This window comes from Burkholderia sp. Tr-20355, from assembly GCF_017104685.1.
Classification (GTDB): Bacteria; Pseudomonadota; Gammaproteobacteria; order Burkholderiales; family Burkholderiaceae; genus Burkholderia; species Burkholderia seminalis.
Genome location: NZ_JAAGPK010000114.1, coordinates 1 through 26,371 on the forward strand (window position 1 = coordinate 1; position 26,371 = coordinate 26,371).

Here is a 26,371-nt window from a genome sequence, read left to right on the forward strand (position 1 = left end):
CCCGATCTCGTAATCAAGTTGTCACGACAGCTCGCGCGGTCGCTCCGCGCCTCTCCGATGCGGCTTTCCCCCGACTACGTCGCACTCGCGCGCGACGATCTTTGCGCCGGCGTTCCGCTCGGCTTCGATCTCTACGATGCCGACGGCGCCGCACTGCTGCCGGCCGGCACGACACTGCGCGATGCCGCGCAGCACGCTTTCCTGTTCGACCATTTCCGGCCCATGCGCCGTCGCGACGACGCCGACGCCGATCCGCGCGCGCAGGCCGCGATGCCGCCGGCCACGCGCATGGGACTGTCGGCGGGTGCCGCGATCGGCATCCGCCGCCGGGTCGGCACGACACGCGCGTTGCAGCGCTGCCGGCTGATCGGCGTCGCCGCATCGGGCGCGCTGTTCGTCGAGCCGCAGCCGGCGGCCGTGCTGGAATTCGCGCGCGGCGACGACATCGAGGCGGTCGCGATCGGCCGTGCCGCGGTGTCCCGTTTCGGTGCGACGATCGAGGCGGTGCAGGCGTCGGGGGCCGCGCCGTTCATGATCCTGTCGCCTCCCGGCTTCGTCGACCGGCTGCGCACGCGCGCGGAGCCGCGCGTGCCGGTGCGGATCGCGGCCTGCTGCGCGGGCGGAGCGGACCCTGCGGAAGGCATCGGGATGGTGCGCGACATCAGCCTGAACGGGCTGTCGATTGCCGTCGACCGGACGATCGCCGCAACCGGCGAGCCGTTGCGCGTGCTGCTCCCGTATGCCGCCGCCGACCGGGTCGAACTGCTGGCGCTCGACGGCACGGTGCGCGCCGTCCATGCCGATCCGGCGACGCCGGCGCTGACGCTGCATCACACGGCGTTCGGCGAACCCGCCGACGGCGACCGGGTCCGCCTGAAGGCGCTGCTGTTCGACCGGCTGATGGCGTCGGCGGATACCGATCGCCTGCGCTGACGGGCGGCCGGCGCACGGCGGATAGCGCATCGAGGTATTCGGTGCGCGAACGCCGATAATCATCTGATGAATCGGCTTATTCCCGCGAGATTGTACGGTTTCCGTCAACAGTGAATTTGCGATTTAAGTATTTACCCTGATAGCCGCGACTCCTAGACTTCTACTCATGCGCAACGACCCCGAGTCCGAAGCGCCTGACAAAACAATCCTGGAGGTAACGCATCATGAAATCGCTGATCAAGGCAGTTGCACTGGCCGCCCTCGTGGCCGCACCGGTCGTCTCGTTCGCCCAATCGAACCAGCAGCCGCTGACGCGCGCGCAAGTGCGCGCCGAGCTGGTCCAGCTCGAAAAGGCCGGCTACAACCCGAACGACTGGATGAACTACCCGGAAAACATCCAGGCCGCGCAAGCGAAGATCGCCGCAGCGCAAAACACCGGCGCGCAAGCCGACGCAACGGGCTACGGCGCGAATGCCGCCGCCACGTCGCAGTCGGGCCAGCGCGTGGTCGTGCCGGCCGCCTCCGATCGCTCGTCGGTGTACTTCGGCCACTAAGCCGGCAGGCGCCCGCGAGGGTGCCGGACTGGCCGCTTCCGCTGAACCCGCGCACGGTGTCCGCCGTGCGCGGGTTTTGCATTTGGGCGGCCGATCGGCATCACGACCCGGCGCCCGCATGGCGGGCACGGCTCGCGAGCACGGCGGCGACACCGCCGAGGATCGCGGCCGACGCGAGCGCGAGACGCCAGGTCGGCTGCTCCGACAAGAACAGCACGGCGCCGCACGCGGCGATCGGCGGCACCGACAACTGGACCGCCGCGGCGCGCATCGCGGTCAGGTGCCGCAGCGCGGCGTACCAGATCACGTAGCCGATGCCCGAAGTCAGCGCGCCGGACAGCACGGCGAGCGCGATGCCGGCCGGTGTCAGGTGAAGGCGGCCGGCGAGCGCGGCGCTCAACGCGAGTGCCAGCGGCGCGGCCCGCATGAAATTGCCGGCGGTCGCCGCGACCGGATCGGCGGTCCGACGGCCGCGTATCGAATAGATGCCCCATGCAATGCCGGCGACCGTCATCAGTGCGGCGCCGCCCGGCGTCGGCGCGGCGAGCCCCGGCGAGACCAGATACAGCAACCCGGCCAGCGCCGCGCCGAATCCGGCCCAGCCTGCGGGAGCAAACCGTTCGCCGGCGCGCCAGCCGGCCGCGAACATCGTCAGTTGCACCGCGCCGAACAGGATCAGCGCGCCGGTGGCGGCGCTGACGGTCAGGTACGCGAACGAGAAGCATGCGACATACGCGAACAGCATCGCCGCCGCAGGCCAGTCCGCCGGCTGGGCGGCCCGCCGCGCCCCCGCGCGTGCGACGAGCGCGAGCATCAGCGCGCCTGACACGAGGCGCACGGTGCCGAAGCTGGCCGCGTCGATCCGGCCGGCCTGCAGCGCAAGCCGGCACAGCAGCGAGTTCGATGCGAACGCAAGCATCGCGACCGACGTCAGCACGGCGGCGCGTGCGCCCGGCCGCACGTGCGACGCGAGTGCGGAGGCGGGCGGGCGCATCGCGGGCCTCACGCGTGACCGGCGACGATCAGCACGGCCGCGCCGAACAGCGCGGCACCGAGCGGCGCGGTGAGTTGCCGTCCCCACACGGCGTTCTTTTCGAGGGCCATCAGCGCGGCGAGCGACAGCATCCAGCCGAGACTGCCCGCACCGACGACGAACATCAGCAGCATCAGCGCCCAGCAGCAGCCGACGCAGAACAGGCCGTGACTGGCGCCCAGCGCGAACGCGTGCCGCAACGGCGAGCGTCCGCGCCAGTGGCCGATCACGAAACCGAGCGGCGTGCGGCAACGTTCGAGACAGCGCGCCTTCAATCCGCTGAACTGAAACGCGCCGGCCAGCGTAAGGACGGCCGCGCCGATCAGCCAGCCGCGCCACGCCAGCGCCGGCACGTGCGCGACGCCCGCCAGCAGCAGCGCGTGCAGGCCATGCGCGACGAGACCGAAGCCGCTCCATGCCGCGACGTAGCCGAGGCCGACGAGTGCGAGCAGCCGCGCGCGGTCGGGGCGCCCCGCCACGACGCGTGAGAACGTGTCGAACAGCGTCAGCGTCGTCGGCAGCATCATCGCGAGGATCATCAGCGTCCAGGCGGCCGCGTCGAACGCGGCCGGCAGCCACAGCGCGCCGCCCGGCAGCGCGCGGCACAGCGTGCTGAACGGCAACGACGACGCGTTCTCGCCGTGCTCGAGATAGCGCCCGTACGGGCTGCGCGTCCACGCCCACAGCGTGACCCACGCGAACCCGACGAGACTCGCGAGCACGAACGGAAACAGTCGCCGGTGCAGCCGCGCGGCCATGGTCGGTTACGTGCGGCCGCGATTCATGCGTCGAACTGGAACGTGCTCTGCAGCGCGTTGTGATTCTTCAGATCGACGTCGATGCCGATCGCCGCGTTCTTCGACCGGTAGACGGGCGCCTTGCCGACGAACACGGGGGCGCCGGGCACCGTCGAGAACACGGTATCGGCCAGCGTCGTCTGCGCGCCGCTCGGCCCGAGATACGGTTCGAGTTCCGCGTGGTAGTCGGTGCCGATCGACAGCGTGCCGCGAGCGCCGACGACATCGAACGTGATCGGCGCGCGTTCGACCGACACGACCTTGCCGATCAGTTTCGCGAGCTCGGCGATCGGGCCGCCGGCCTGGCCCGTATAGACCTTGAGGAGCGCCTGCTCCTGCGCGTCGGATGCGGTGTCGCTCACGTAGATCGCGGCCGTCCAGTTGCCTTGCAGGATGTTGCCCGGCACGCGGCACACCGCGGCGATCGTGTTGCCGCCGACGTCGACGCCGTCGACGGTGCCCTTGTCGACGTGCCACGCGACGATAGTGTCGCAGACACCGAAATCCGGATCCTCGCCGATCCAGCACGGGCAGAGTACGCGACAGTTGCAGACCTCGAGCAGACGGCCTTCCAGGTGATAGCTCATGATTTCCTCCAGGGGAGCGACGGCGCTTGCGCGTTGTGCTGGGCGGAGGAAACCGGCTGACGAAACGTCACGACCGCTCGGCGTCGCGAACGCGAAATGCGCTGAGGAATGCGGCGGAAGCGAAGACGGGATGGATGCGATAGCGCGGCCTGAAACGGCGTATCGATGTTCCAGTGTAGGCGTGCGGGGCCGATATGCAAGGCGCCGGCTGACAAGCGTCTGCGCGTGCGCTAGCATCGCGGACGGTGTCGCCGCGCGCCGAGGCGCGGCAGGGCAACCGGCCCGGCACCGGGTTCCGCATTTCAACGAACAACAAGGAGCATCCATGCGTGTCTTGACCGGTCTGTTGTGCTCGCTGGCGCTGCTGGCGAACGTCGCCCATGCACAGGCGAATTGTGCGGACGCGGCGGATCAGGCGGCGATGACGGCATGTGCCGATCGCGCATACAGGAAATCCGACGGCGAGCTGAACCGGACCTACCAGGCCGTCACCGCGCGCCTGCGCGATGCGCGGCCGCTCGCCGACAAGCTCGTGAACGCGCAGCGCGCGTGGATTGCCTACCGCGATGCCGAATGCGGTTTCTCCAGCGCGAACGCGGAGGGCGGCAGCGCGTATCCGATGGTCGTATCGACCTGCCTCGACGATCTGACGAAAGTGCGTACCGAAACGCTGAAGGGTTATCTGTCCTGCGAGGAAGGCGATCTCGCGTGCCCGGTGCCCGGCAAGTAAAGGGCAGGCGCGGGCCCGGCCGGGCCCGCGATACGCCGGCTAGACGTCGTCCGTCTCGTCGAGCAGCTTGTGCCGCATCGCGTACCGCACCAGCGCCGCTTCGTGCGGCATCTGCATCTTTTCCAGGATTCGCGTCTTGTAGGTGCTGACGGTCTTCGCGCTCACGCACAGCGCGTTCGCGATCTCGGTCAGCGTCTGGCCGGCGGCGATCCGCCGGAACACGTCGAATTCGCGATCGGACAGCCGCTGGTGCGGCAGCGTCTCGGCCGGCTCGTTCAGGCTCTGCGCGAACTGCTCGGCCATCGCGAGGCTCACGTAGACGCCGCCCGACGCCACCTTCGTGACCGCGCCGACCAGCTCGGCGCTCGCGCTTTCCTTCGTCAGATAACCCGACGCACCCGCACGGAACGCACGCACCGCGTATTGCTGCTCCGCGTGCATCGTCAGCACGAGCACGCGCAGCGCGGGTTTCTCGTCCTTGATCTGCTTGATCAGCTCGACGCCGTTGCGGCCCGGCATCGACAGGTCGAGCACGAGCACCTGCGCGGGCGTCGCGCGCACGAGCGCGATCGTCGACGGGCCGTCGCAAGCCTCGCCGGCCACCTCGAATCCGGTGGCGTTCTGGAGGATGTGCCGCAGACCGTCGCGTACGAGCGTATGGTCGTCGGCGATGAGCACCTTGATCATGTGATGAGCGTTTCCTGTTGAACGGTACTGAGCGGAAATGCGACGGTAATCGAGAAGCCGCGCGCGAGCGCGGTGTCGATCGTCACGGTGCCGCCGAGCATGTGTGCGCGTTCGCGAATCCCGATCAGGCCGAACGACTTGTCCTCGTGGGCCGGCGCGCCGTGGGCCGCGCCGCGGCCGTTGTCCGCGACGCGCAGCACGCAGAAGCCTTCCTCGATGTCGAGCCGCAGCGCGACGCGTGTCGCGTCCGCATGACGCGCGACGTTCGTCAGCGCTTCCTGGACGATGCGGAACAGCGTGGTCGCGCCCGCGCTGGTGAACGTGAGGCCGCCCGTTTCGATGTGGCGTTCGACATCGATTCCGTAGCGGTTCGTGAAATCGTTCGCGAGCCATTCGATCGCGGGCACGAGGCCGAGATCGTCGAGCATCACCGGGCGCAGGTCGGCCGCGATGCGCCGCACCGACGCGACCGTCGCGTCGATCAGCCGCCGCATGCCCTGCAGGTGCGTCTGCACGCCCGCGTCGGGCTGCGCGCGGCCGGGCATCCGCAATTGCTGCTCGACGACCGACAAGTCCATTTTCAGCGCGGTGAGCTGCTGGCCGAGGTCGTCGTGCAGTTCGCGTGCGATCCGCGTCTTTTCTTCTTCGCGCACGTTTTGCAGGTTCGCCGACAGCTCGCGCAATTCCTCGCGCGACTGCTTCAGCGCGTTCTCGGCGCGCAGCCGCTCGGTGATGTCGCGCAGCATCACGGTATAGAGCTTGCCCGACGCGTCGCGGATCTGCGAGATCGACGCCTCGATCGGGAATTCCTCGCCGTTCGCGCGCAGCCCGAACAGCACGCGCTGGCGGCCCATCTGCCGCTCGGAGACGCCCGTCACGCCGAACTGGTCGACGTGCTTCGCGTGCGCGGCGCGGAACCGCTCGGGGATGAAGCGCGACAGCGGCGCGCCGATCGCCTCCATCGCGGACACGCCGAACACCTGCTCGGCCATCGGATTGAAGATCACGACCGTCTGCTTCTCGTCGATCGTGATGATTGCTTCCATCGACGAACGGATGATGCCCATCATCCGCGCCTCGTTGAGGATGCCGCGGCTGCTCGCGCCGGCATCGGCGGCCGCGCCGGCGCGGCCGCGCAGCAGCGCATGGACGAGCGCCGCGAACGCGAACGACGCGATCAGCCCCGCGGCGAGCACGGTGCCGGCCGCGCGCTGCGCGCCGGTCGCGCTCGGGCGGCCGTCCGCGGAATAGGCGAGCGACAGCGCGGTGCCGCCGAAATTCAGCACGTCGGTGCGCCGCATCAGGTCGGGCGATGCCGACGCTTCGTCGGTCGTCGACTCGACGCTGGCGATCGCGCGCGGATCGCCGCCGGCCGTCATCCGCAGGTCGATTCCGCGTTCCGCGTCGAGCGCGCGCTCGACCAGGCGCCGCGGGCTCAGCGCCGCGAACAGCACCCCGTCGACGCCGGCTTCGCGCGTGCCGGACGGCGTGACGGCCGCATGCGGCGAGGTGGTCACGGGCAGGAACAGCGTCAGCGTGCGGGCGTCGCGGGAGGTATCGTCGTCGACCGGGTGGACGCCGAGCGCGATGTCGCCGCTCTGCAGCGCGCGTGTGAGCGGCGCCGCGTCGGATGCGCCGAAGCGGACGACCGGCGAGTTCGAGGCGGGCGCGCTGAGCGCCGCGGCCGCGAGCGGGCCGGCCGGCAACGGCTTCGCGCCGGCGAGGGCGCCGCGGGCGGCGGGCGTCAGCGGCGCATAGCCGATCTGCCGGACCGGCGAGCGGGCGCTGTCGAGATCGAGCGTCTCCGCGTACCGGCGCCATTGCTCGGGCGTCATGCCCGGGACGAGACCGAACGCGCCGCGCGCGCCTTCGAGCACGGCGACACCGGTCTGCAGCTCGTGGCGCAGCATCGCGCTCACGTGCGTCGTGCGGCGGTCGAAGCGCGCATGCACCGCGCCTTGCCACTGCTCGCGCACCAGCAGCGCGACGCACAGCGACAGCAGGGCGCCGGCGCACAGCGCAACGACGCCAGCCGCGAGCGGCTGGCGTAACATGGTCGGGAGGCGCGTGGGCCCTCGGGCGTCACGCGTCGGGGTTCCACTGGCGGTCATTCAATGGCCATGACTGTTGTTCGGGCTGCCCGGGGCACTCGGGCAGCGCAGCAAAACCGGGGAAAACTCGCACCGGTTGCGTGTAGCGTCTGTTTTCGAGATGAAATTGTGCGCGGTTTACGCATTTTTTGTAATAGGGTCACCTGAAATTGCGGCAGGCGGCGTGAAGCAGCGAGTCCGCCGGCCGCGCTTGACGCGCGTCAAGTGGCGCGTCGGCACGTGGGGCAGACTGTTCGGCAGGCCAGCCGGCACCGGGCCGGCTGGCGATAACGGGCCGCCGCGGCGCGATGCGCGACGCGTGCCCGGTCGGAGGGACGGACCATGTACAAGCGGATTTTCGTCGGGCTCGACGGCAGCCCGAGCGCGCGTCTCGCGCTGAACGAGGCGATCCGGATCGCGGCGGCGTCCGGCGGTGAAGTCACCTGCGCGTATGTCGTCGAGCACCGGCCTCAACTCGTCGACGTCGACGCGGGCTTCGCGGCCGAGCACGACGGCGATGCGGCCGCGACCGATGCCGTGACGCCGGTGCTCGACGACGCGAAAGCGGCGCTCGCGCAGCAGCGTGTGGCCGGCTCCGTGCGTGCGCTCGATGCGTACGGCGAGGATGTCGCCACCGTGCTGATGCGCACGGCGGCCGAAGCCGACGCGGACCTGATCGTGATGGGCACGAGCGGCCGGCACGGCCTGCGCCGGCTGCTGCTCGGCAGCGTCGCGGAATCGCTGCTGCGCGCGGCCGACCGGCCCGTGCTGCTGGTGCGGCACGACGAGCCCGGTACGCCGGCGGCGTAGCACGCGGTCCGGCGCAACTGCATGGGCTGCCGCGAACGGAACGCGGCAGCGCGCGTGCACCGGCAGTCTGTCCGCTGAAACGCACGACGTCCTTGGCGGCGCATCGCGCGCACCCGAATGTCCGCGATTGCACGCGCACGGTTGCATCCCGACATGCAGTTCTGGCAGCATCGACCGGAGTCCGCTCGTTCGCCGCGCGCATGGCCGCGGCGATCGACGCAGGGGTATCCGGCTGGAACCGGTCGCACGGGCGATGAACCGGGCCGGCCGCCGGATACCGGTTACCTACCTTACCGACGTCATCTGCCATGCCGATCTCCGCCCCCGACCTGATTCGCCAGTTCGACCTGCAGCCGCATCCCGAAGGCGGCTATTTCCGCGAAACCTACCGCGCGACCGATTCGGTCGTGCGGCCGGCCGACGGTGCGCCACGCGCCGCGTCGACCGCGATCTACTACCTGCTGTGCGACGGCGCGTATTCGTCGTGGCACCGGATCCGCTCCGACGAAGTCTGGCATTTCTACGCGGGCGACCCGATCGAAGTGTGGGTGCTCGACGCGCGCGACGGGCTGACGATTCATCGGCTCGGCAACCCGCTCACGCATCCGGGCACGGTGTTCCAGGCGGTCGTGCCGGCCGGGCGCTGGTTCGGCGCGCGCTGCGCGTCGCCCGAGCACGTCGCGCTCGTCGGCTGCACGGTGGCGCCCGGGTTCGAGTTTGCGGAATTCGAGCTGGCCGACGCGGCCGCGCTGGCGGCCGCGTTTCCCGATTACGCGGAACACGTCGCCCGGCTCGCGCCGCGCGCCGACGTGTGACCGTCACGGTTGTGCAACCATCGGCGCGAAGCCCGTGCCGACGGTGCGTGTTCCGCGCGAGCGCGGCCAAACCCGTTTAGAATGCCGGTGATGCACGCGGTCGGCTGCGGACGTGCCGCGGTGGCCGTTGCACTGCCGTACCGACGGCCCCCGTCGCGCGGCCCGCATGCTTTCCAGGAGCGCCGCCGTGTGGCACTTTCCCATCGCTATTCCATCGTCGCTCGGCCCGTGGGCCGTGTTCGCGAGCGTGTTGATCACGCAGCTCGGCGTGCCGGTGCCGGCCGTGCCGATGCTGATTCTCGGCGGGACGATGGCGGCGATGGGGCAGGCGTCCTGGGCCAGCATGTTCGCGGCGGCGATCGGCGCGACGATGCTGGCCGATTCGATGTGGTTCTTCATGGGCCGTACGCGCGGCCGGCGCCTGCTGAACGGCCTCGTGCGCTTCTCGCTGTCGCTCGACACGACGCTGCGCTTTGCCCGTAACGTATTCGAAAGATACGGTGCGCCGCTGCTGGTGCTGTCGAAATTCCTGCCCGGCCTCGGCCTCGTATCGGCACCGCTGCTCGGCACGACCGCGATCGGCGTCGGCGTGTTCCTGTTCTGGGATCTGGCCGGTGCATCGCTGTGGGCCGCGTTCTGGCTGGTCGGCGGCGCGGCCATTCACGACCAGATCGTCCAGTTCGTGCTGTGGGTGCGCGCGAGCGGCGGCACGATCCTCGATGCGTTCCTCGCCATCTTCATCACGTTCCTGCTGTACCGCTGGGTGCGCCGCGTGCAGTTCCGCCGCTATCTCGCGCAGGTGCGCATCTCGCCGCCGCAGCTCGTCGAGATGATGACGTCGGACGAGCCGCCGCTGATCTTCGACGCGCGGCCGAAGGCGATCCGCGAGCGCGAGCCGTACCGGATCGCCGGCGCGGTGCCGGTCGATCTCGATTCGCCGGACCTGCTCGACCCGGAAATGCTGAAACGGCCGATCGTCGTCTATTGCGTGTGTCCGAACGAGGCCACGGCCAAGCGTCTGATCGCGAAGATGCAGCGCAAGAAGATGATCCACAACATCCGGGCGCTGAAGGGCGGCCTCGATGCGTGGGAAAAGCATGGTTATCCGGTCGAGCCGCTGCCGGCCGATCTGGATTCGTCGCGGTACTTCGTGCGGCCGGATCACGGTGCGCTCGAAGGCGAATATACGGTGCGGGCGACGTTATCGAAATAATGCGCGTGCCGTGCGCGCGTATTCAAATCCGACCACCGATTTCACGCGCCGCGATTTTTACGAAAATCGGCTGGCGCGAAACCTCCGATCCTCCCTATAATCCCGCTTGCATATTGCGTGCGCATGATCGCGCACATTCGACGCGTGTCCGTTCACGCCGAAAGCGATTGATCCCGTCGTCGCCCGCCACGCGCACAGCCGCGTCAGACGGGCCACACGGGCGTATTCCGTGAAAGGCCCGATCCGTTTTCCGGATTGCTCCGGAGCATACGGATAATCCGCGGCGATTCCCATCGGATTGACGCAGTATCCGCGTCGTTTCTCATTCGGAAAATGACGGCGGAGATTATTTCGTTTTCGGTTGCCGAAATAGGCATGAATGGTCGCGCATTGACATCGACACAATGACGGCGGCCCGCTCGCGGCTGCCAGGAGACGGACTTGAAACAACCAGAAGACCAGTTGCACCGCGGGCTGGAGGAGCGGCACATCAACCTGATGGCGCTCGGCGCGACGATCGGCGTCGGCCTGTTCCTGGGCTCGGCCACCGCGATCCGCACGGCCGGCCCGGCCATTCTGCTGACCTATCTGCTGGGCGGCATCGCGATCTTCCTGATCATGCGCGCACTCGGCGAAATGGCGATCACCAATCCGGTCGCCGGCGCGTTCAGCCGTTACGCGCGCGACTACCTGGGACCGCTCGCCGGCTACCTGACCGGCTGGACCTACTGGTTCGTGTGGATCGTCACCTGCATGGCGGAAATCACGGCGGTCGGCGTCTACATGCACATGTGGTTCCCCGGCGTGCCGAACTGGATCTGGGCGCTCGCGGCGCTCATGGCGATGGGCTCGGTGAACTTCATCGCGGTCAAGCTGTACGGCGAATTCGAGTTCTGGTTCGCGCTGATCAAGATCGTCACGATCGTACTGATGATCATCGGCGGCGGGCTGATGATCGCGTTCGGCATCGGCAACGGCGGGGTCGCGACCGGCATCTCGAACCTGTGGTCGCACGGCGGCTTCATGCCGAACGGGATCAACGGCGTGATCGCCGCGCTGCCTATCGTGATGTTCGCGTATCTGGGCGTCGAGATGCTCGGCCTCACGGCCGGCGAAGCGCGCAACCCGGAAAAGTCGCTGACCAAAGCCGTCAACTCGGTGTTCTGGCGCGTGCTGATTTTCTACATCGGCGCGCTGTTCGTGATCATGTCGCTGTATCCGTGGGACCAGATCGGCACGCAGGGCAGCCCGTTCGTGATGACGTTCTCGCGGCTCGGCATTCCGGCGGCCGCCGGCATCATCAACTTCGTCGTGCTGACCGCGGCGCTGTCGTCGTGCAACAGCGGCCTGTTCAGCACCGCGCGGATGCTCTACAACCTCGCGCAGCAGGGGCAGGCGCCGGCCATGCTCGGCCGCGTGAACCGCAACGGCGTGCCGGTGTACGGCGTGATCGTGTCGGTCGCGCTGCTGCTGATCGGCGTGCTGCTCAACTATCTCGCGCCGCAACACGTGTTCACGTGGCTCACGTCGGTGTCGACGTTCGGCGCGATCTGGACGTGGTGCGTGATCCTGATCGCGCAGATGCGCTTTCGCCGCACGCTGTCGGCCGACAAGATCGCGCGCCTGCCGATCCGCGTGCCGTTCTATCCGCTCGGTTCATTCGTCGCGCTCGGTTTTCTCGTGCTGGTCGTCTTGCTGATGGCGTTGACGCCCGATACACGCGTCGCGCTCGTGATCGGGCCCGTGTGGATCGTGCTGCTCGGCATCGCGTATGCGCTGTTCTACGCGAACCGTCCGGCCGCCTCGATACCGACGAAGCCGTAAGCGCCGGGGCAGGGAGCCGCGCGATCGTTGATCGCGATCATGCACCGGCGGGCGGGACGACCTATGCTGAACGAATCGCTTGTCCGCGCTTCGCGTGGCTATCCGCCGATCCCCGCGACCGCGGCGTCCACCCGGCCGCCGCGCGCCGCTGCCGCGCGAGGCTCCCGTCGTCGTTCCGCGACGACGCGCACGCACGGAGGCCTTCGCCATGCAGCCTGCCCAGTCCATCCCGACGCTCGCGCGGATCGCGCTGGCCGTCGATCCCACGCCCGAATCGCTGTCCGCCGCACGCTACGTGCACACGCTGCTGCGTCCCGGCATGCGATTGCGCATCGTCTGCGTGATCGACAACCCGCGGCTCGTCCTGCCGGACATCCCGCGCATCGACGCGTTGCTGACCTCCGCGCGCGAGGAGATGATCGGCGAAGCGAACGCCATCAACGCGCGGATCGCGGCGCTGTTTGCCGACAGCGGCATCGAGGTCGAGCAGGCCGTCATCGATACATCGGTCACGGGCGGCACGGTCGCCGATGCGCTGGTGAACGACACGTCGGCGTGGCAGGCGGACGCGCTGGTGGTCGGTGCGAATCCGCACCACGGGCTGCTGCGGCTCGTCGAGGGCGCGATGTCGGACACGCTGTCGAAGCGTGCGCGCTGTGCGCTGCTGATCGTACCGGCTGCCTACGCCCGGCCGTCGGAGGGTGAGCTGCAACGGCTGATGTTCGCGGTCGACGGCAGCGAGCCGTCGCTGCACGCGGTGCGCGTCGGGCTCGGCTTCGCGGCACCGACGACGTTGTTGTACGCCGCCTACGTGATCGATCGCGCGATTCGTCTGACCGATATCGTGCCGGTGCGTGCGCTCGAGGATGCGTACCGTGCGGAGGGCGAGGAGGCGCTCGCGAAAGTCGCGCCGCTGTTTCATGCGACCGGGAATCCGACCAAGCGCGGCATCGTCGAAACGCGTCCGACCAGCGACGACGTGGCGCATGCACTGATGCGCGATGCCGTGCACTGGCGAGCGGAGCTGCTGGTGATCGGCACGCATGGCCGGCGCGGCATTGCCGCCTGGCTGATCGGCAGCGTCGCACGCCGTGTCGCGCATCTTGCCCAGGTGCCCGTGTTGCTCGTGCGGGGCGCCGCGTGAATGGCAAGAACGATGCGACATCTTGCACGAAGCCGATATCGATTGACCTGCATCAGAAACGGCATGCGCTTCGCGTGAGACAGTAATGGAACAACCGGCCGCGACGATGGTCTTTCGTGCATGGGCGACGACAGCCATGCCTGCATGACAAGCATCGAAATCGCCGATCCGGCCGGCCGCGCTCGACGGCGCGTTCAAATCGCCGCAACCATTTCCGGAGCCGCGCCATCGACTGCATGGCGTGTCATCCGACCGAGAACTCTCTGGCACGAGGGTAGGCAGCCCGCGGCTGCCTTGGAGGACGGACGGGGTGCACGCACCCCGTCCGCTTTCCGCCTGGCTGGCCCCGTCGGATCACTTTCCCCGCAGGTATTGTTTGCATGCGGCCGTTCAGAACGGCACGTATGGGCGCGCGATGTCGACGCCGATCGCGGCGAAGGTCGAGCCGGGCGCGGCGCCGCCGCATTCATGCGGCGGCAGCAGGCCCGGCGGAAGTGTCGCGGCGCGCAGCCATCGCACGGCCGCGTGCCGTGCATCGACTGCAGGCGTGTTCAGGTGGTCCGAAGAATCGAGCACAGGTCGTGCCGGCGGACGACGCCGCGTCGCACGTGCGAGCGCGGGTGCACGACGTGCATCGGCCCGCATGCGTTGCACGCGCGGCTGCGCAGCCGGTTCGCATGCGGCCAGCCGGGGCGAGCCTTGCGGCGCGGCTCCGATTCGTCCGGCGCGTCGCCCGCCTGTCGCGCGCCGAGCGCCGCGGCGAACCGCTGCAGCGCGAGGATCGACCCCGCGACGCTCTGGTACTTTTCGCGGCCGATCTGCCCGTCGAGCGTGACGAGCAGTCCGGCTTCGCGAGCGAGCGCGAGCAAGGTGTCGAGATCGTCGGACGGACGGTTGCCGGCCGATACGGTCCGGGCGGGCAGGGCGCGCGCGTTGCCCGACGCGCGCCGCTGGCCGTCCCGGCCCGGGAAGTTGCGATGTGCCATGGTTGGTCTCCTGCGCCAGGCCCCGCGTGCCTCGCTCGATGGCTGGCTGGGCGATGATCCGGCATGAACGCGTTGTTCATGGCATCAGTATCGTGTGGCGGCAGCAGGCTGCCAAGCGGCGCGCGCTGAAGTCGTTGTCAGGTATTGCGCGGCGCGTATCGGAATCCGCTGACACGCATCGCGGCCAATTGGCCGTTCGTCCGCCGGCCGTCGATCCGGCTCATTCGTTCCGACGAATGAACCGGGGGGCGGGCGTCGCTTGACTCAGGTTTTCTGCCGGTCTATGGTCTCCCGTGCATCTGCGTCGAGCGGGGGACCATCGCCCGCCGGTCGCCGGTGCCGCGCCCCGGGGTGGCGTGGCAGCACGTCCAGTCTCGTTCGCGGGCCGTTTGCGCCGCAAATCAAGCGCGGCCGGTTCGGGAACGGATCGGCACGGCGGCACGCAACGTGCCGTTGATCGCGCGCAAACACGCGCCGGCGCATCGCACGCCGCGCGGCCGACCCGTGTCTAAGCTTCCAGTACCGTCGTTTCTTTATTCCTCGACTGTCAGGAGTCTGTCGATGTCCAGGGACAATTTGCTCGATTCACTGAAGGAAATCGCCGAGCAGCGTGCGATCGGCGCGGATCAGTTGCGTGCGATGCTCGACGATGAGGTGCGTGTGTTGTCGTCCGGCGCACGCGTGCACGACTACATCCACGTGTTCGCGATCCGGAACCTGCGCGAACGGATGCGGCAGCGGGACGATTTCGACGCCGACACGCAGGCCCGCGCGGCGCCGGCGGAAGCCGATCCGCGCCCGAGCGTCCGCCTGTGACAGGCGATTGCCGCGGCTGACACGGACCGTCGCCGGCCGCGGCCGAATCGCGCTCGACCGCTTTCAAGCGGGGCCCGCCGCCTCGGTTTCGCAGCGCGCAACCTGACGATCCGCTGACAGCTGCCCACCTCTTTCGCCATCCATTTCATTGAATTGTCACAACGGCCTCAAGTAAGTGGCGCGATTGCCGTTTACCCGGTGAATTCGTCCACCGGGCGTTCGCGCTCCCTTACCGAGTCGTTGCCATGTTTTCGTCCATCCGCGCCCGCATCCTTGCCGCGTGCGTCGCCATTGTCGTATTCGCGCTCGTCGCCAGCACACTGATCAACTACTTCATCGCGCGCTCGTACAACGACGACGCGATCGACCGCAACCTGACCTCCGTCGCGAGCGGCCACGTGGTCGGGATCGCCGACTGGGTCGCGACCCGGAGCCGGATGATCGCGTCGCTGCAGGATGCGGCGCTCGCGCCCGATCCGCTGCCGGTGTTCAAGCAGATGGCCACGGCCGGCGGCTTCACGAACGTCTACGCTGGCTATGCCGACAAGGCGTTCCGCTTCTCCGACCCGACCGGCATCCCGCCCGACTACGATCCGACCGGCCGCCCGTGGTACAAGCAGGCCGCGCAAGCCGGCAAGCCGGTCGTCACGCCGCCTTACGTCGATGCCGGCACCGGCAACCTCGTCGTCACGTTCGCGGTGCCGATCCTGCGTGACGGCGCGCTGAAGGGCGTCGTTGCCGCGGACGTCGCGATGGACAGCGTGATCGCCAACGTGAAGTCGATCCGCCCGACGCCCGCGAGCTTCGGGATGCTGGTCGACAGCAGCGGCCACGTCGTCGCGCATCCGGACCCGAAGCTCACGCTGAAGCCGGTCGCCGACGTGTCGCCGGAACTCGGCGCGACGGGCGCGGCGACGATCGCGGCCGCGACGGCCCCCGTCGAGGTGAGCGTCGGCGGCGACGCGAAGCTGGTGCGTGCGCGCCCCGTGCCGGGCACCGACTGGTATGCGCTGGTGCTGCTCGACAAGGCTGAGGCGACGGCCGGCATGCGCTCGCTGCTGACCGCGTCGCTGATCACGCTGGTCGTGATCGTCGGCGTCGCGTCGCTGATCATCGGCGCGATCACCGCGACCGCGTTCCGCCGCCTGTCGCAGGTCCGCCAGGCGATGGCCGCGATCGGCTCGGGTGCCGGCGACCTGACGCAGCGCCTGCCGGCCGAAGGCCGCGACGAAGTCGCCGACATCGCGCGGTCGTTCAACAGCTTCGTCGACAAGCTGAACGACGTGATGCGCGAGATCCGCGACGCAAGCGAATCGGTGCGCACGGCCGCGAACGAGATCGCGGCGGGCAACCAGGACCTGTCGTCGCGGACCGAATCGGCCGCGGCAAGCCTCGAGGAGACGGCTGCGTCGATGGAAGAGATCACCGCGACCGTCGGCCAGTCGGCGGCCGCCGCCGGCCAGGCCGACGAGCGCGCGGCGGCGGCCTCGCGGATCGCGTCGCACGGCGGCGTGGTCGTGTCGGACGTCGTCGCGACAATGGAGAAGATCGAGGAAGCGTCCGGCCGGATCGGCGACATCATCGGCGTGATCGACGGCATCGCGTTCCAGACCAACATCCTCGCATTGAACGCGGCCGTCGAAGCGGCGCGTGCGGGCGAGCAAGGCCGCGGCTTCGCGGTCGTCGCGCAGGAAGTGCGCAGCCTTGCGCAACGCAGCGCGCAGGCCGCGCGCGAAGTGAAGGTGCTGGTCGAATCGACGGTCGCGAGCGTGTCGGCCGGCTCCGGGCAGGTGCGCCAGGCCGGCGACACGATGCGCGAGATCGTGTCCAACGTGTCGAACGTGACGACCATCATCTCCGAGATCACGCATGCCGCGAACGAGCAGACGCGCGGCATCCAGGAAGTGAACCGCGCGGTCACGCAGCTCGATGAAATGGTCCAGCAGAACGCGGCGCTCGTCGAACAGTCGACCGCCGCGGCGACCGCGCTGCAGTCGCAGGCGAATGCGCTGGCGACGACGGTCGGGCGGTTCAAGGTCGCGTAACCGCGGCCGGAAAGCGCCGCCGTGTTCAGGAGCAGCCGCCGTCGCGCATCAGCGCGAGCCGGTTGTAGAGCGTTTTCAGGCTGATGCCGAGCGCCTTGGCCGCGCGCGGCTTGTTGCCGTCGAAGTGGCGCAGCGTGGCGGCGATGAAGCGTTGCTGCGCATGGTGCAGCGTCGCGCCGAGCGGCAGCGCCATCGCGCCCTCCGACGTGCGGTCGGGCGGCATCGGCTGCTTCGGCAGCGTCACGTCGATGCCGTCGTCCGACAGGATGTACGCACGCTCGATCGTGTTGTGCAGCTCGCGCACGTTGCCGGGCCACGAGTATGCGCGAAGTGCCGCGATCGCCGCGTCGGTCAGCCGCTTGTGCGAGCGGTGCCGCGCATTCAGCGTGTCGACGAATTCCTGCGCGATCGTCTCGACGTCGCCGTCGCGCTGGCGCAGCGGCGGTACGTACAGCGCGAACGCGGCGAGCCGGTAGAACAGGTCCTCGCGCAGCCGGCCGTCGCGCACGGCGTCGGCCGGGTTGTGGCGCGTGGCCGACACGATGCGCACGTCGAGCGGAATCGGCTCGGTGCCGCCCACCCGCACGATCACGTTCGATTCGATCGCCCGCAGCAGCTTCACCTGCAGCGCCGCGGGCATCTCGGCGATCTCGTCGAGCAGCAGCGTGCCGCCGCGCGCGGCCTCGAAAAAGCCCTCCCGCTGCGCGATCGCGCCCGTGAAACTGCCTTTCTCGTGCCCGAACAATTGCGATTCGGCGATATCGGGTGGAATCGCGCCGCAATTCACGGGCACGAACGGACCGTCGCGCCGCGCGCTCAGATCGTGCAGCCGGCGCGCGACGATGTCCTTGCCGACCCCGCTTTCGCCGGCAATCATCACGCTGGCGCGGGTCGGCGCGATTTTCTCGATGCGGCCGAGCAGCGTGCGCATCGCGGAGGACCGGCCGGACAGCCGGCGGCCGTCTGCGCGCTGCTTCGACCGGTTTGCGGTTTCATTCATCGGCATAGGCGGGCCGTTTTGAAATTCGGCATCACGCGTTCCGTTCATTGCAATATTTATCATCGACAGCGAAACGGCCGCGAAGGTGCCGCGGAATAGTAATTTCCAATGTCCGCGACGGGGACGGAAGAATTCGCCCATCGGTGTCCGGGCTCACCGGGAAAGGCAGCTCGATCGAGGGTCGGACTCGCGCCTTTTTACAGAAAGCCGATGAAAAAAGGCGGTCGCGACCGCTTTCGGCCGAAGCAGCGGCCAGCCTGCATCGGCGCCGGACCGCCTGCGCTCATGCACCGTCCCGCCATCCTCGCCGGATCGCCGCGTCACGCCCGTCCCGGGCACATGGCTTGCGGATGTCTCCGGGCCCGCCCGGCACGCTCGACGGCATCTCGGATGGCCGAACGGTACGACGCCGCACGATGGGAACCGGCGCGAGGCAAGGATGCAATGAAGACCCTGACCCATGAGCTGTTGCGGCAGGGTGCATGGGTCGTGCTGGCCGTCGGGCTGGCGTCCGCGCTGCAGGCGTGGGCGATTCACGCCGTCGGCGGGCACGCGCCATTTGCGCCGCTGCCTTTTTATGCGGGGGTTGCGGCTGCCGCATGGCTGACGTCGTTCGGTGGCGGCCTTGCCGCGGCCGTCGCGAGCGTGGCCGTGATGGGCACGCTGTGGTGGCGCGATGCGCCGCTGGCCACGCTGCTCGCGCAGGCCGGCGCGTTCGTCGCGATCAGCTTCGTCGAGTGCGTGCTGGTGGCGGCGGTGAAGCCGCTGATCGCGAACGATCGCCTGCACGCAGTCGACGACGATGACGACGCGAACACCGAAGCGCGCCCGCTGCATCGCGAGCCAGCGCCGCTCGCACGCGATCCCAACGACAGCCTCTTGCGCCGGGTGGTCGACGCGTCGCCCGATGCGATCGTCGGCGTCGACACCACGCGCCGGATCACGAGCTGGAACCCGGCCGCGCGCCGGCTCTTCGGGCTCGACGCGGCGCAGGCAAGCGGGCGCGACGTCGCCGAGATGATCACGCCGCGCTGGCTGCGGCGGCATCCGGTGCCCGCGACGTTCGCGAACCTGCATGCGCCGGTCGGGCCGCTCGACGTGCTGTGCGTGCGGCGCGACGGCGGCCGTTTTCGCGCGACCTTCGCCGCGTCGCCGATCGTCGATGCGCAGGGCAACTGCACGGGCCTGTCGATGACGCTGCGTGAGGCGCGCGAACGCCGCCGCGGCGAGCGGCGCGACCTGCGCTCGTTGCGCGGCGCCCGCGACGCGCGTGCGCAGGCCGACACCGCGAACCGGTTGAAGGATGAATTGCTCGCCACGGTGTCGCACGAGCTGCGCACACCGCTGAACGTGATCTACGGATGGGTCGAGGTGCTGCGCAACGTGGACGGGCATGGGCTCGCGGAGCAGGCGATCGACGCGATCGACCGCAGCGCGCGGTCGCTGTCGCACATGGTCGGCGACCTGCTCGACGCGTCGTCGCTCGCGACGGGCCGGCTGCGTCTCGAACGCGTGCCGGTCGATCTCGTGCGCGTCGTGCGCGATGCAACGCGCGAGCTCGCTGCAACCGCGCAGGCGAACGGCCTCGAACTGTCGGCGGCGTACACGATGCCCGCCTGCGTGATTCCGGCCGATGGCGAGCGCGTGCGCCAGGTGCTGTCGAACCTGTTGTCGAACGCGATCAAGTTCACGCCGGCGGGCGGCCGCGTCACCGTATCGCTGACGCGTGCGGGCGAACGCGTGCGGCTGTCGGTCGCCGATACGGGCCAAGGGATCGCACCGGAATACCTGCCGCATCTGTTCGAGACCTTCAGCCGCCCCGAAGGCGCGTTCGCGTCGCCGAAGCGCGGCCTCGGGCTCGGCCTGTCGATCGTGCGCAACATCGCGCAGCTGCACGGCGGCGACGTGGTCGCGACGAGCGCCGGCCCCGGACGCGGGATGACCGTGACGGTCACGCTGCCGGCCGGCTGGGACGCCGACGACCCGGCCGAGAATCGGGCGCGCCGCGCAGGCGGGCCCGACTCGGTTGCGCTCGACGGCCAGCGCGTGCTCGTCGTCGACGACGATGCCACCTCGCGCGCGAGCCTCGCCGCGGCGCTCGAAACGATGGGCGCGCAGGTGTCGACCGCGCAGTCGGGGCACGACGCGCTCGACGCGGTGGCGCAGCATCCGCCGAGCGTCGTACTGTCGGATCTTGCGATGCCGGACGGCGACGGTTTCTGGTTGCTCGACCGGATTCGCCATTTGCCGGGCGGCAGCGGGCACTTGCCGGTCGTCGCGGTCACCGCGCACGCCGGCAAGGCCGACCGCCACCGTGTGCTGGCCGCCGGCTTCGATGCGTATCTGTGCAAGCCGGTCGACATGCCGACGCTCGCGAGCGTGATCGTCGACGTCGCGCCGGACGATGCGCAGCGCGGGAAACGGCGCGGCTGAGCGCCGCCCGGCGACAACGGAACGAGGGAGGCATCGATGGATGCAACGGAAACCAGGCGGTGCAACGGCGCGGGCAGCAAGCAGGCGCGGCGGCGCATGCGGCCGGTCGTGTCGATCGCGAGCCTGCTGATGCTGTCGTGTGCATGGATCGCGACACCCCGTCATGCAGCGGCCGACGAGAGCGTCGGTGCGAAGCTCGCGAGCCAGGCGTCGGCCGTCGGCGGCCAGATCCGCGATGCGACGCTCGCGTCCCGCGTCAGGGCCGCGCTCGTCGCCGAACGCGGATTGGCGTCCGGCGACATCGACGTCCAGGTTCGTCATCGTGTCGCCGAACTGTCGGGCAGCGTGCCCGACGAACGGCAGCGCGCGACCGCGATCCGCGTGGCGCGTGACGTCGATGGCGTACGCGGGGTGAGCGACAAGCTGCAGATCCGCCGGAAGTAACGTGACGCGCGGGCAGCGCCGGCCCGCTCCGTCGCGGCACACGGAGGTCAGGATGACCAGGAGCCCGAGAAAACGGCACGGTCGCCCGCGGGTGACCCTCGCGCTGGCTGCCGCCGTCGGCGTACTGGCGCTGGCGTATTCGCACGCGCAGACGCCGCCCGCGTCGTCGATACAGGTCGCGCCGGGCGTCGTTCGTCCCGGCACGACCGCCGACGAGGCCGGCATGACGCAGCGGCCCACCGGCATCGATGCCGAGTTCGTCGACAAGGCAGGCATGCTCGACAAGGTCGTACGGCAAGCCAGCCAGCTCGCGCTCGACCGTGCGTCGAATCCCGCCGTGAAGGCGTTCGCGCGCCGGATGATCGACGATCACGCCCGCATCGCCGGCGAATTGCGGCAGCTCGGCGTGCAAAAGGGCGTACCGGTACAGGCGCGGATGCTGGTCGATCCGGCGGTGACGGCGTTGCGGACGAAGGAGGGCCATGCGTTCGACACCGCATATGTCGCGCTGGCGGGCCCGCGAGCGCATGAGGAGGCGATCCGGCTGTACGAAGCCGAAGCGAGGAACGGCCGTGATCCGCAGCTTCGCGCGTTCGCGGCCGGCACGCTGGCGACGCTGAACGAGCATCTGGCCGCCGCGCGGCAACTCGCGCGGACCGTCGCGGCCGCGCACTGACCGGCATCAACGGCGCCGCTTGGCGTCCTCGGGACCGTCCGGCGACGCCTCGTGCGGCGGCGAGTCGAGCGCCGTTTCGCCTTCCTCGATCAGCCAGTACGGCGCACTGCCGTAGTACGCATGCAGCGCCCCGGCCCAGTCCGGATCGGCCATCGCGGGCCAGCAGTCCGGGTCGAAGCCGGGCGCGTCGCGCACGAGTTCGGTCGCGACCGGCAGCACGAAGCATGTGCGCTCGACGTCGAGCACCAGCATGCTCCACGGCACCGCGAGCAGCTTGCCGCCGAGCCCGCGCATGCCGCCCGACGCGACGACCGCGTAGGCGACGCGGCCGGCTCGCACGTCGAGCATGATGTTCGCCACCTGGCCGATGTCGTCGCCTTCCATCGTCAGCACGCGATCGCCCGCGAGTGTCCGGGCGGCCATCACGTCAGGCCCCGGCCCGCGGCCGGTCGGGCGGCGATCGCCGCCCACGATGCGCGTGTCGCCGCGCGACGCTCTGTCCATAGTCATCGATCTTCTCCTGGTCGAAGCCGCGGGCGGTCAGCGCCGGCGCGGCAGCGACACGTCCTCGAGCGTATTGGCCAGCTCGTCGCGTTCGGGGCCGCCCGCGCGTGTCGCGATGTCGCCGAGCGACACGATGCCGACCACCCGGCGGTCGCGGTCGAGCACCGGCAAGCGATGCAGTTGCACGTCGGCCATCCGTTGCTGAACGTCGCCGACGCCGTCGTCCTCGACACACCACTGCACGGGCGCGGATGCGACGGCCAGCACCGGCGTATCGGGCGCATGGCCGTGCGACAGCCCGCGCACCGCCAGGTCGCGGTCCGTGACGATCGCGACGAGTTCGGTGCCGTCGCAAACGGGCAGCACGCCGATATCGAAGCGCTGCATCAGTTCGGCTGCATGGCGAATCGTGTCGGTCGGTGCGACGCACACCACGTCGCGCGACATGATCTCGTTGACGCGATACATGAACGCCTCCTTCGTGAGCAGGACGAAACGGGAGCAGATGCCGTGCCGCGCGCACTGCGCATGCGCCGGGCCTCGACGGCCGCGCAACGGAGAAATTTGCCAGCCCGCTTGTACATCTTCCACGGCGGCTGCCGCGACGGGCGGCGCGACACGTCAGTGGCCGACGCCCGTCATGACGACGATGGCCAGCACCACTGCGCTCTCGATGGCGGCCAGCGCGGCGACGCCGGCGGCGCCGCTGATCTCATGCCATCTGCGTTCAAGGTGTTTCATCAGATTGCTCCGAATGGGTCCGGCCCGCCGATGCGGCGGTGCGCATCGCGAGCCGGGTGCCGCCGTCAGCCGTGATCGCGGGGCGGGGAAGGGTCGTGCGGCGCGCGACGTTCGTGCTTGCCGGACGGCTTGGCGGGGTCGATACGGGTCGCGCCGCCGACGGCGGGCGGATCGCTGGCCGGAAACGTCTCCTCGAGCCCTTCGTCGATGCGTTCCTCCGTCTTGTCTTCGGACGGTGGGCGCGACGGGGCGAGACGGAACGGTCCGGCAGCCGGTGACACGGCGTCGCGGCGCCCGGTGGCGTAAGCGGTCATGGTCGAACCTCCTTGGTCATGGATGCACGCGCAAGCGCCGTGCCCGCGACGGGCCGACGGCACGACGCTTGCGCGCCGGGGAATCCGGACGTGCACGCGGGACATGAACCGCGGGCCGTCCGCATGGACAAGAGGACATCGTGATGAATGCAACCAGGGAAAGGATACGTTACGACGCGAACGTCTGCGGCGGCGATTTCGCCAGCGTGCGCGCGCGATTCGCCGCGTGGAAGCGCGAATCGCTGGTCTATCGGCCCGAGCGGCGGATGTTCGACGGCAAGGACGAGGTACGCGAACTGAACGACACCGTCTACGACGGCCCCGAGCGTGCGCAGCGGGCGCTCGTCGCGCATTGCGCGCCGTCCGATCCGTTCGCGCTCGCGGTTCGGCTGAACGCGGAGGGGCGCATGATGTGGCTGGTGATGGCGGCCTATGACGACTGAGCGGCCGCATGCATGACGGGTAAGAGCGGGCACGCCGCTTGCGCGCGCTCGCGGCGCCATCGAGAGGCGCGCGCCGTCGCGCAGGAGAAACATGAAGACGCCATCCACGCTGCACCGCCCCGAACCGACGACCCCCGACGTCGACCCGCATCCGGTACCGCCCGGACCCGATGATCCGGTCGACCCGCCCGTGCCCGACGGGCTGCCGCAGGGCGACCCGCCGTCGAACCCGCCGCCGATGCGGATGCCGGGCGGAAGCGGGGCGCCACAACCGGCCGCGCGAACACTGAAAAGGAGGACCGTCATGGACATTCACGTGCAATCACCCGACAAGCGCGCGATCGCTCAGGTGCTGGGCCGCTATTTCGAATCGCGTTCGCTGCGCTATCACATCGAGGAACTGCCGGGCGGCGTGCTGCAGATCGGCTTTCGCGCCAGCGGCCGCCCGGCCGCCGTCACCGTGTCGTTCGACGATGCCGCGTACGACGCTTATACGCACTGGGACGCCAGCCAGAAACAGCTGGCGCTCGGCCGGCTCGCCGACGGCTTCTCGCGAATGATGTCGTCGCGCAGCCCGGCCACGCTGGCCGGCGACTATCACGTCGAGCGTTTCTGATTCCGCCATCCAACACCGGCGCGTGCCGGAATCCGGCAAAGTGCCCGCGCACAACGGGCGCTTTGCGTCTGCGCGCGTGTCGCGTAGGATGTCCGTTAATTCAGCGCACGCTACGTTCGCGCAGCACGCTGCCGGCCGGTGCCGCCGACGACGCGCGATGCGCTTTCCCCCAGGTTCGTTTCGCGCAACCGACGGAGACCACCTTGGCCACAGTTGCTCGCCTGTTGCTGTCACCCGGCACCCGCCGGTTCGTATCCGGTCTTTCGGCATTCGCGGCGCTCGCCGCGTCCGGCGCCCGCGACGCGTCGGCCCAGACGCCTTCGCCGCTCGGCGAATGGCAATACTCGGCGGGCGTGCCGCTCCAGAAACTGTTCGACCCGAACATTCCGACCTGGCAGGTCAGCCTCGGCGCCGCGATGACGCTGCAGCCCCGCTACGCGGGCTCGGATCGTTATCGCGTGATGGGCGGCCCGAACGTCGACATCCGCTACCGCGACCTGTTTTTCCTGTCGACGGGCGAAGGCCTCGGCGCGAACGTGCTGCGCGGGCCGAACTGGCGCGTGAGCCTGTCGGTCGGCTATGACCTCGGGCGCCGCTCGGCCGACGATCTCGGCCACCTGAACGGCCTCGACAACATCAATGCGGCGCCCGTGATGAAACTGGCGGCCGATTACGTGATCTCGAAGGATTTCCCGCTCGTGCTGCGTGCGGATGTCCGGCGCAGCATCGGCGGCTCGAACGGCTGGACCGGCGATTTCTCCGCGTACATGCCGATGCCGGGCAGCAACGAGAATTTCTTCTGGTTCGCGGGGCCGACCGTGTCGTTCGCCGACTCGCGCTACATGAACAGCTGGTTCGGCGTGAACCCGGGCGCCGCCGCGCGCTCCGGGCTGCCGGCCTATTCGTCGGGCGCGGGGATCAAGTCGGCCGGCGTCGGCGTGACGATGGTGTGGTTCGTGAACAAGCACTGGTTCGTCACGATGGACGGCGCGCTCGAGCAGCTCGTCGGCCGCGCGGCGCGCAGCCCGATCACGCAGCAGTCGACCAACGGCGTGTTCGACATGTCGGTGAATTACCAGTTCTGACCGCGCCGGGCCGCGGAGGGCCGATGCCGCACGCGGCATCGGCCGTCACATTTGATATGATTCCGACCTGTACAAACGTACAGTGATCGATCTCCGTGACGCCTGCTTCGCCGACGCCCCCGGCGTTTTACTACCTGACCAATTTCGAACGCGCGCTGGCCTGGCTCGGCGAGCGTTACGACGACCTGTTCGACGCGCACGAGCACACGTTCGTCCGGCAGTTCGCGACGCTGCCGCAGCCGTCGCGCGCGCTGCTCGTGCGGATGCTGATGCGCAGCGGGTCCGACTTCCGCGCGAGCAAGCTCGTGTACGACGAAATCGGCAGCACGCTCGACGCGGCCGCGCCGCTCGTCGCGCTCGGCTGGGTCGACCCGGCGCCCGCGCTCACGCTCGACGCGCTGTTCGCGCTGTCGACCAAGGCCGACCTGCTGCACATCTTCCCGTCGCTCGCGGCGCATGCGGGCGAGCGCAAGCCCGAATGGCTCGAACGGCTGCGGGCCACGTACGACGACACCGCGCAGCCGCTCGACGCGTGGTGCGCGCAGGCCGGCGACCGTGTGCTGCGCGTGACGGTCGGCGTATTGTGCGACCGGCTGCGGCTGATGTTCTTCGGCAATCTGCATCAGGACTGGAGCGAGTTCGTGCTCGCCGATCTCGGCGTGTTCCAGTACGAAAGCGTGCCGATCGCGCCGTCGTCGCGCGCGTTCCAGCAGCGCGGCGACGTCGACGCGTATCTCGCGCTTCAGACGTGCCGCGACGCGCTCGATGCGTGGCCCGACGACGTGCCGTTCGACGACCTGACGCGCGCGATCGATGCGGTCGGCTGCGCGCAGCCATGGCTCGCGACGCGTCGCGCGAAACTGCTGTTTGCGCTCGGGCAGACCTGCGAGCGGCGGGCCGACTGGGACGCCGCGCTCGACGCGTATGCGCGCAGCGCGTGGCCCGGCCACGCTCGGCGCGCTGGTCGCGGTGTCGACCAAGGCCGGCCTGCTGCACCTCTTCCCGTCGCCCCCCGCCCATTCGGGCGACCCCAATCCCGCCTGGGTCGAAA

General features: G+C 69.4%; 27 protein-coding genes and 1 pseudogene. 17 read left to right on the forward strand and 11 right to left on the reverse strand.

Going from position 1 to position 26,371, the window contains the following annotated elements:
- Positions 1-57: 57 nt before the first annotated feature.
- Together G3N62_RS24195 and G3N62_RS24200 are read left to right on the forward strand one after the other, a co-directional pair.
- Positions 58-933 carry a PilZ domain-containing protein gene (locus G3N62_RS24195; protein ID WP_124608356.1) on the forward strand — a complete coding sequence of 292 codons (876 nt, stop codon included), beginning with the start codon at positions 58-60 and terminating at the stop codon, positions 931-933.
- A gap of 224 nt (positions 934-1,157) precedes the next feature.
- Positions 1,158-1,487: a DUF4148 domain-containing protein gene (locus G3N62_RS24200; protein ID WP_124669340.1), complete on the forward strand. Its 330-nt coding sequence runs from the start codon at positions 1,158-1,160 to the stop codon at positions 1,485-1,487.
- 100 nt (positions 1,488-1,587) lie between these two features.
- Here the strand turns inward: G3N62_RS24200 and G3N62_RS24205 are convergent, their stop codons facing one another.
- From G3N62_RS24205 to G3N62_RS24215, 3 genes are read right to left on the reverse strand one after another with little or no spacing between them, the layout of a single operon-like run.
- Positions 1,588-2,481, reverse strand: a complete 894-nt coding sequence (locus G3N62_RS24205) for a DMT family transporter (protein ID WP_051701101.1) — start codon at positions 2,479-2,481, stop codon at positions 1,588-1,590.
- Between the two features lie 8 nt (positions 2,482-2,489).
- On the reverse strand, positions 2,490-3,278 hold the full coding sequence (locus tag G3N62_RS24210; protein ID WP_124669339.1) for a DUF2182 domain-containing protein: 789 nt from the start codon (positions 3,276-3,278) through the stop codon (positions 2,490-2,492).
- A 23-nt stretch (positions 3,279-3,301) separates the two neighbouring features.
- Positions 3,302-3,904 carry a DUF1326 domain-containing protein gene (locus tag G3N62_RS24215; RefSeq protein WP_034191415.1) on the reverse strand — a complete coding sequence of 201 codons (603 nt, stop codon included), beginning with the start codon at positions 3,902-3,904 and terminating at the stop codon, positions 3,302-3,304.
- Between the two features lie 325 nt (positions 3,905-4,229).
- Between G3N62_RS24215 and G3N62_RS24220 the strand changes: the two genes are divergently transcribed.
- Entirely contained in the window at positions 4,230-4,634 is a 405-nt protein-coding gene (locus tag G3N62_RS24220) for a lysozyme inhibitor LprI family protein (protein WP_034191414.1), read from the forward strand.
- A 39-nt stretch (positions 4,635-4,673) separates the two neighbouring features.
- On the opposite strand, the gene G3N62_RS24225 is transcribed toward G3N62_RS24220, so the two are convergent.
- Both G3N62_RS24225 and G3N62_RS24230 read right to left on the reverse strand, forming a co-directional pair.
- The gene (locus tag G3N62_RS24225) at positions 4,674-5,321 is read right to left on the reverse strand and encodes a response regulator transcription factor (RefSeq protein ID WP_006483707.1); all 648 of its coding nucleotides are present in this window, start codon (positions 5,319-5,321) and stop codon (positions 4,674-4,676) included.
- A complete protein-coding gene (locus G3N62_RS24230; RefSeq protein ID WP_124669338.1) occupies positions 5,318-7,432 on the reverse strand; it encodes a PAS domain-containing sensor histidine kinase in 2,115 nt (704 codons plus the stop codon). Before G3N62_RS24230 ends, G3N62_RS24225 begins: the two co-directional genes overlap by 4 nt.
- Positions 7,433-7,753: 321 nt before the next feature.
- Here G3N62_RS24230 and G3N62_RS24235 point away from each other — a divergent pair, with 321 nt between their 5' ends.
- The 5 genes from G3N62_RS24235 (at position 7,754) to G3N62_RS24255 (ending at position 13,217) form a co-directional block, all read left to right on the forward strand.
- Positions 7,754-8,221, forward strand: a complete 468-nt coding sequence (locus G3N62_RS24235) for a universal stress protein (RefSeq protein WP_124669337.1) — start codon at positions 7,754-7,756, stop codon at positions 8,219-8,221.
- 308 nt (positions 8,222-8,529) lie between these two features.
- Positions 8,530-9,036, forward strand: a complete 507-nt coding sequence (locus G3N62_RS24240) for a cupin domain-containing protein (RefSeq protein WP_034191411.1) — start codon at positions 8,530-8,532, stop codon at positions 9,034-9,036.
- Between the two features lie 187 nt (positions 9,037-9,223).
- Complete coding sequence (locus tag G3N62_RS24245; protein ID WP_034191410.1) at positions 9,224-10,249, forward strand: DedA family protein/thiosulfate sulfurtransferase GlpE; 1,026 nt, start codon at positions 9,224-9,226, stop codon at positions 10,247-10,249.
- Between the two features lie 441 nt (positions 10,250-10,690).
- Positions 10,691-12,073: an amino acid permease gene (locus G3N62_RS24250; RefSeq protein ID WP_124669336.1), complete on the forward strand. Its 1,383-nt coding sequence runs from the start codon at positions 10,691-10,693 to the stop codon at positions 12,071-12,073.
- A gap of 208 nt (positions 12,074-12,281) precedes the next feature.
- On the forward strand, positions 12,282-13,217 hold the full coding sequence (locus tag G3N62_RS24255) for a universal stress protein (protein ID WP_034191675.1): 936 nt from the start codon (positions 12,282-12,284) through the stop codon (positions 13,215-13,217).
- 390 nt (positions 13,218-13,607) lie between these two features.
- Here G3N62_RS24255 and G3N62_RS24260 read toward each other — a convergent pair whose 3' ends face one another.
- On the reverse strand, positions 13,608-13,793 hold the full coding sequence (locus G3N62_RS24260) for a hypothetical protein (RefSeq protein WP_124669335.1): 186 nt from the start codon (positions 13,791-13,793) through the stop codon (positions 13,608-13,610).
- Positions 13,769-14,203 carry a hypothetical protein gene (locus G3N62_RS24265; RefSeq protein ID WP_059556518.1) on the reverse strand — a complete coding sequence of 145 codons (435 nt, stop codon included), beginning with the start codon at positions 14,201-14,203 and terminating at the stop codon, positions 13,769-13,771. Before G3N62_RS24265 ends, G3N62_RS24260 begins: the two co-directional genes overlap by 25 nt.
- 561 nt (positions 14,204-14,764) lie before the next feature.
- Here G3N62_RS24265 and G3N62_RS24270 point away from each other — a divergent pair.
- Positions 14,765-15,019, forward strand: a complete 255-nt coding sequence (locus G3N62_RS24270) for a DUF3562 domain-containing protein (RefSeq protein ID WP_034191407.1) — start codon at positions 14,765-14,767, stop codon at positions 15,017-15,019.
- 245 nt (positions 15,020-15,264) lie between these two features.
- Entirely contained in the window at positions 15,265-17,064 is a 1,800-nt protein-coding gene (locus tag G3N62_RS24275) for a methyl-accepting chemotaxis protein (RefSeq protein ID WP_034191406.1), read from the forward strand.
- Between the two features lie 25 nt (positions 17,065-17,089).
- Here G3N62_RS24275 and G3N62_RS24280 read toward each other — a convergent pair whose 3' ends face one another.
- Positions 17,090-18,127, reverse strand: a complete 1,038-nt coding sequence (locus tag G3N62_RS24280; RefSeq protein WP_034191405.1) for a sigma-54 dependent transcriptional regulator — start codon at positions 18,125-18,127, stop codon at positions 17,090-17,092.
- A 381-nt stretch (positions 18,128-18,508) separates the two neighbouring features.
- Here G3N62_RS24280 and G3N62_RS24285 point away from each other — a divergent pair, with 381 nt between their 5' ends.
- From G3N62_RS24285 to G3N62_RS24295, 3 genes are read left to right on the forward strand one after another with little or no spacing between them, the layout of a single operon-like run.
- On the forward strand, positions 18,509-20,497 hold the full coding sequence (locus tag G3N62_RS24285) for an ATP-binding protein (RefSeq protein ID WP_124669334.1): 1,989 nt from the start codon (positions 18,509-18,511) through the stop codon (positions 20,495-20,497).
- Between the two features lie 36 nt (positions 20,498-20,533).
- Entirely contained in the window at positions 20,534-20,941 is a 408-nt protein-coding gene (locus G3N62_RS24290; RefSeq protein WP_124608349.1) for a BON domain-containing protein, read from the forward strand.
- Positions 20,942-20,993: 52 nt separating this feature from the next.
- Entirely contained in the window at positions 20,994-21,617 is a 624-nt protein-coding gene (locus tag G3N62_RS24295; protein ID WP_124669333.1) for a DUF4142 domain-containing protein, read from the forward strand.
- 6 nt (positions 21,618-21,623) lie between these two features.
- On the opposite strand, the gene G3N62_RS24300 is transcribed toward G3N62_RS24295, so the two are convergent.
- From G3N62_RS24300 to G3N62_RS24310, 3 genes are all read right to left on the reverse strand, one after another.
- Complete coding sequence (locus G3N62_RS24300; RefSeq protein WP_124669332.1) at positions 21,624-22,127, reverse strand: PRC-barrel domain-containing protein; 504 nt, start codon at positions 22,125-22,127, stop codon at positions 21,624-21,626.
- A 30-nt stretch (positions 22,128-22,157) separates the two neighbouring features.
- A complete protein-coding gene (locus G3N62_RS24305) occupies positions 22,158-22,589 on the reverse strand; it encodes a CBS domain-containing protein (protein WP_034191673.1) in 432 nt (143 codons plus the stop codon).
- Between the two features lie 338 nt (positions 22,590-22,927).
- Positions 22,928-23,176, reverse strand: coding sequence for a hypothetical protein (locus G3N62_RS24310; RefSeq protein WP_049028583.1), 249 nt, complete (start codon positions 23,174-23,176; stop codon positions 22,928-22,930).
- A gap of 143 nt (positions 23,177-23,319) precedes the next feature.
- On the opposite strand from G3N62_RS24310, the gene G3N62_RS24315 reads away from it, so the two are divergent.
- The 4 genes and pseudogenes from G3N62_RS24315 to G3N62_RS24330 all read left to right on the forward strand — a co-directional run.
- Positions 23,320-23,619: a hypothetical protein gene (locus G3N62_RS24315; RefSeq protein ID WP_049028584.1), complete on the forward strand. Its 300-nt coding sequence runs from the start codon at positions 23,320-23,322 to the stop codon at positions 23,617-23,619.
- A gap of 304 nt (positions 23,620-23,923) precedes the next feature.
- Positions 23,924-24,235: a hypothetical protein gene (locus G3N62_RS24320; protein WP_124669418.1), complete on the forward strand. Its 312-nt coding sequence runs from the start codon at positions 23,924-23,926 to the stop codon at positions 24,233-24,235.
- Between the two features lie 203 nt (positions 24,236-24,438).
- Entirely contained in the window at positions 24,439-25,320 is an 882-nt protein-coding gene (locus tag G3N62_RS24325; RefSeq protein WP_049028585.1) for a MipA/OmpV family protein, read from the forward strand.
- A 95-nt stretch (positions 25,321-25,415) separates the two neighbouring features.
- A pseudogene (locus G3N62_RS24330) lies at positions 25,416-26,371 on the forward strand (VRR-NUC domain-containing protein); the annotation flags it as partial.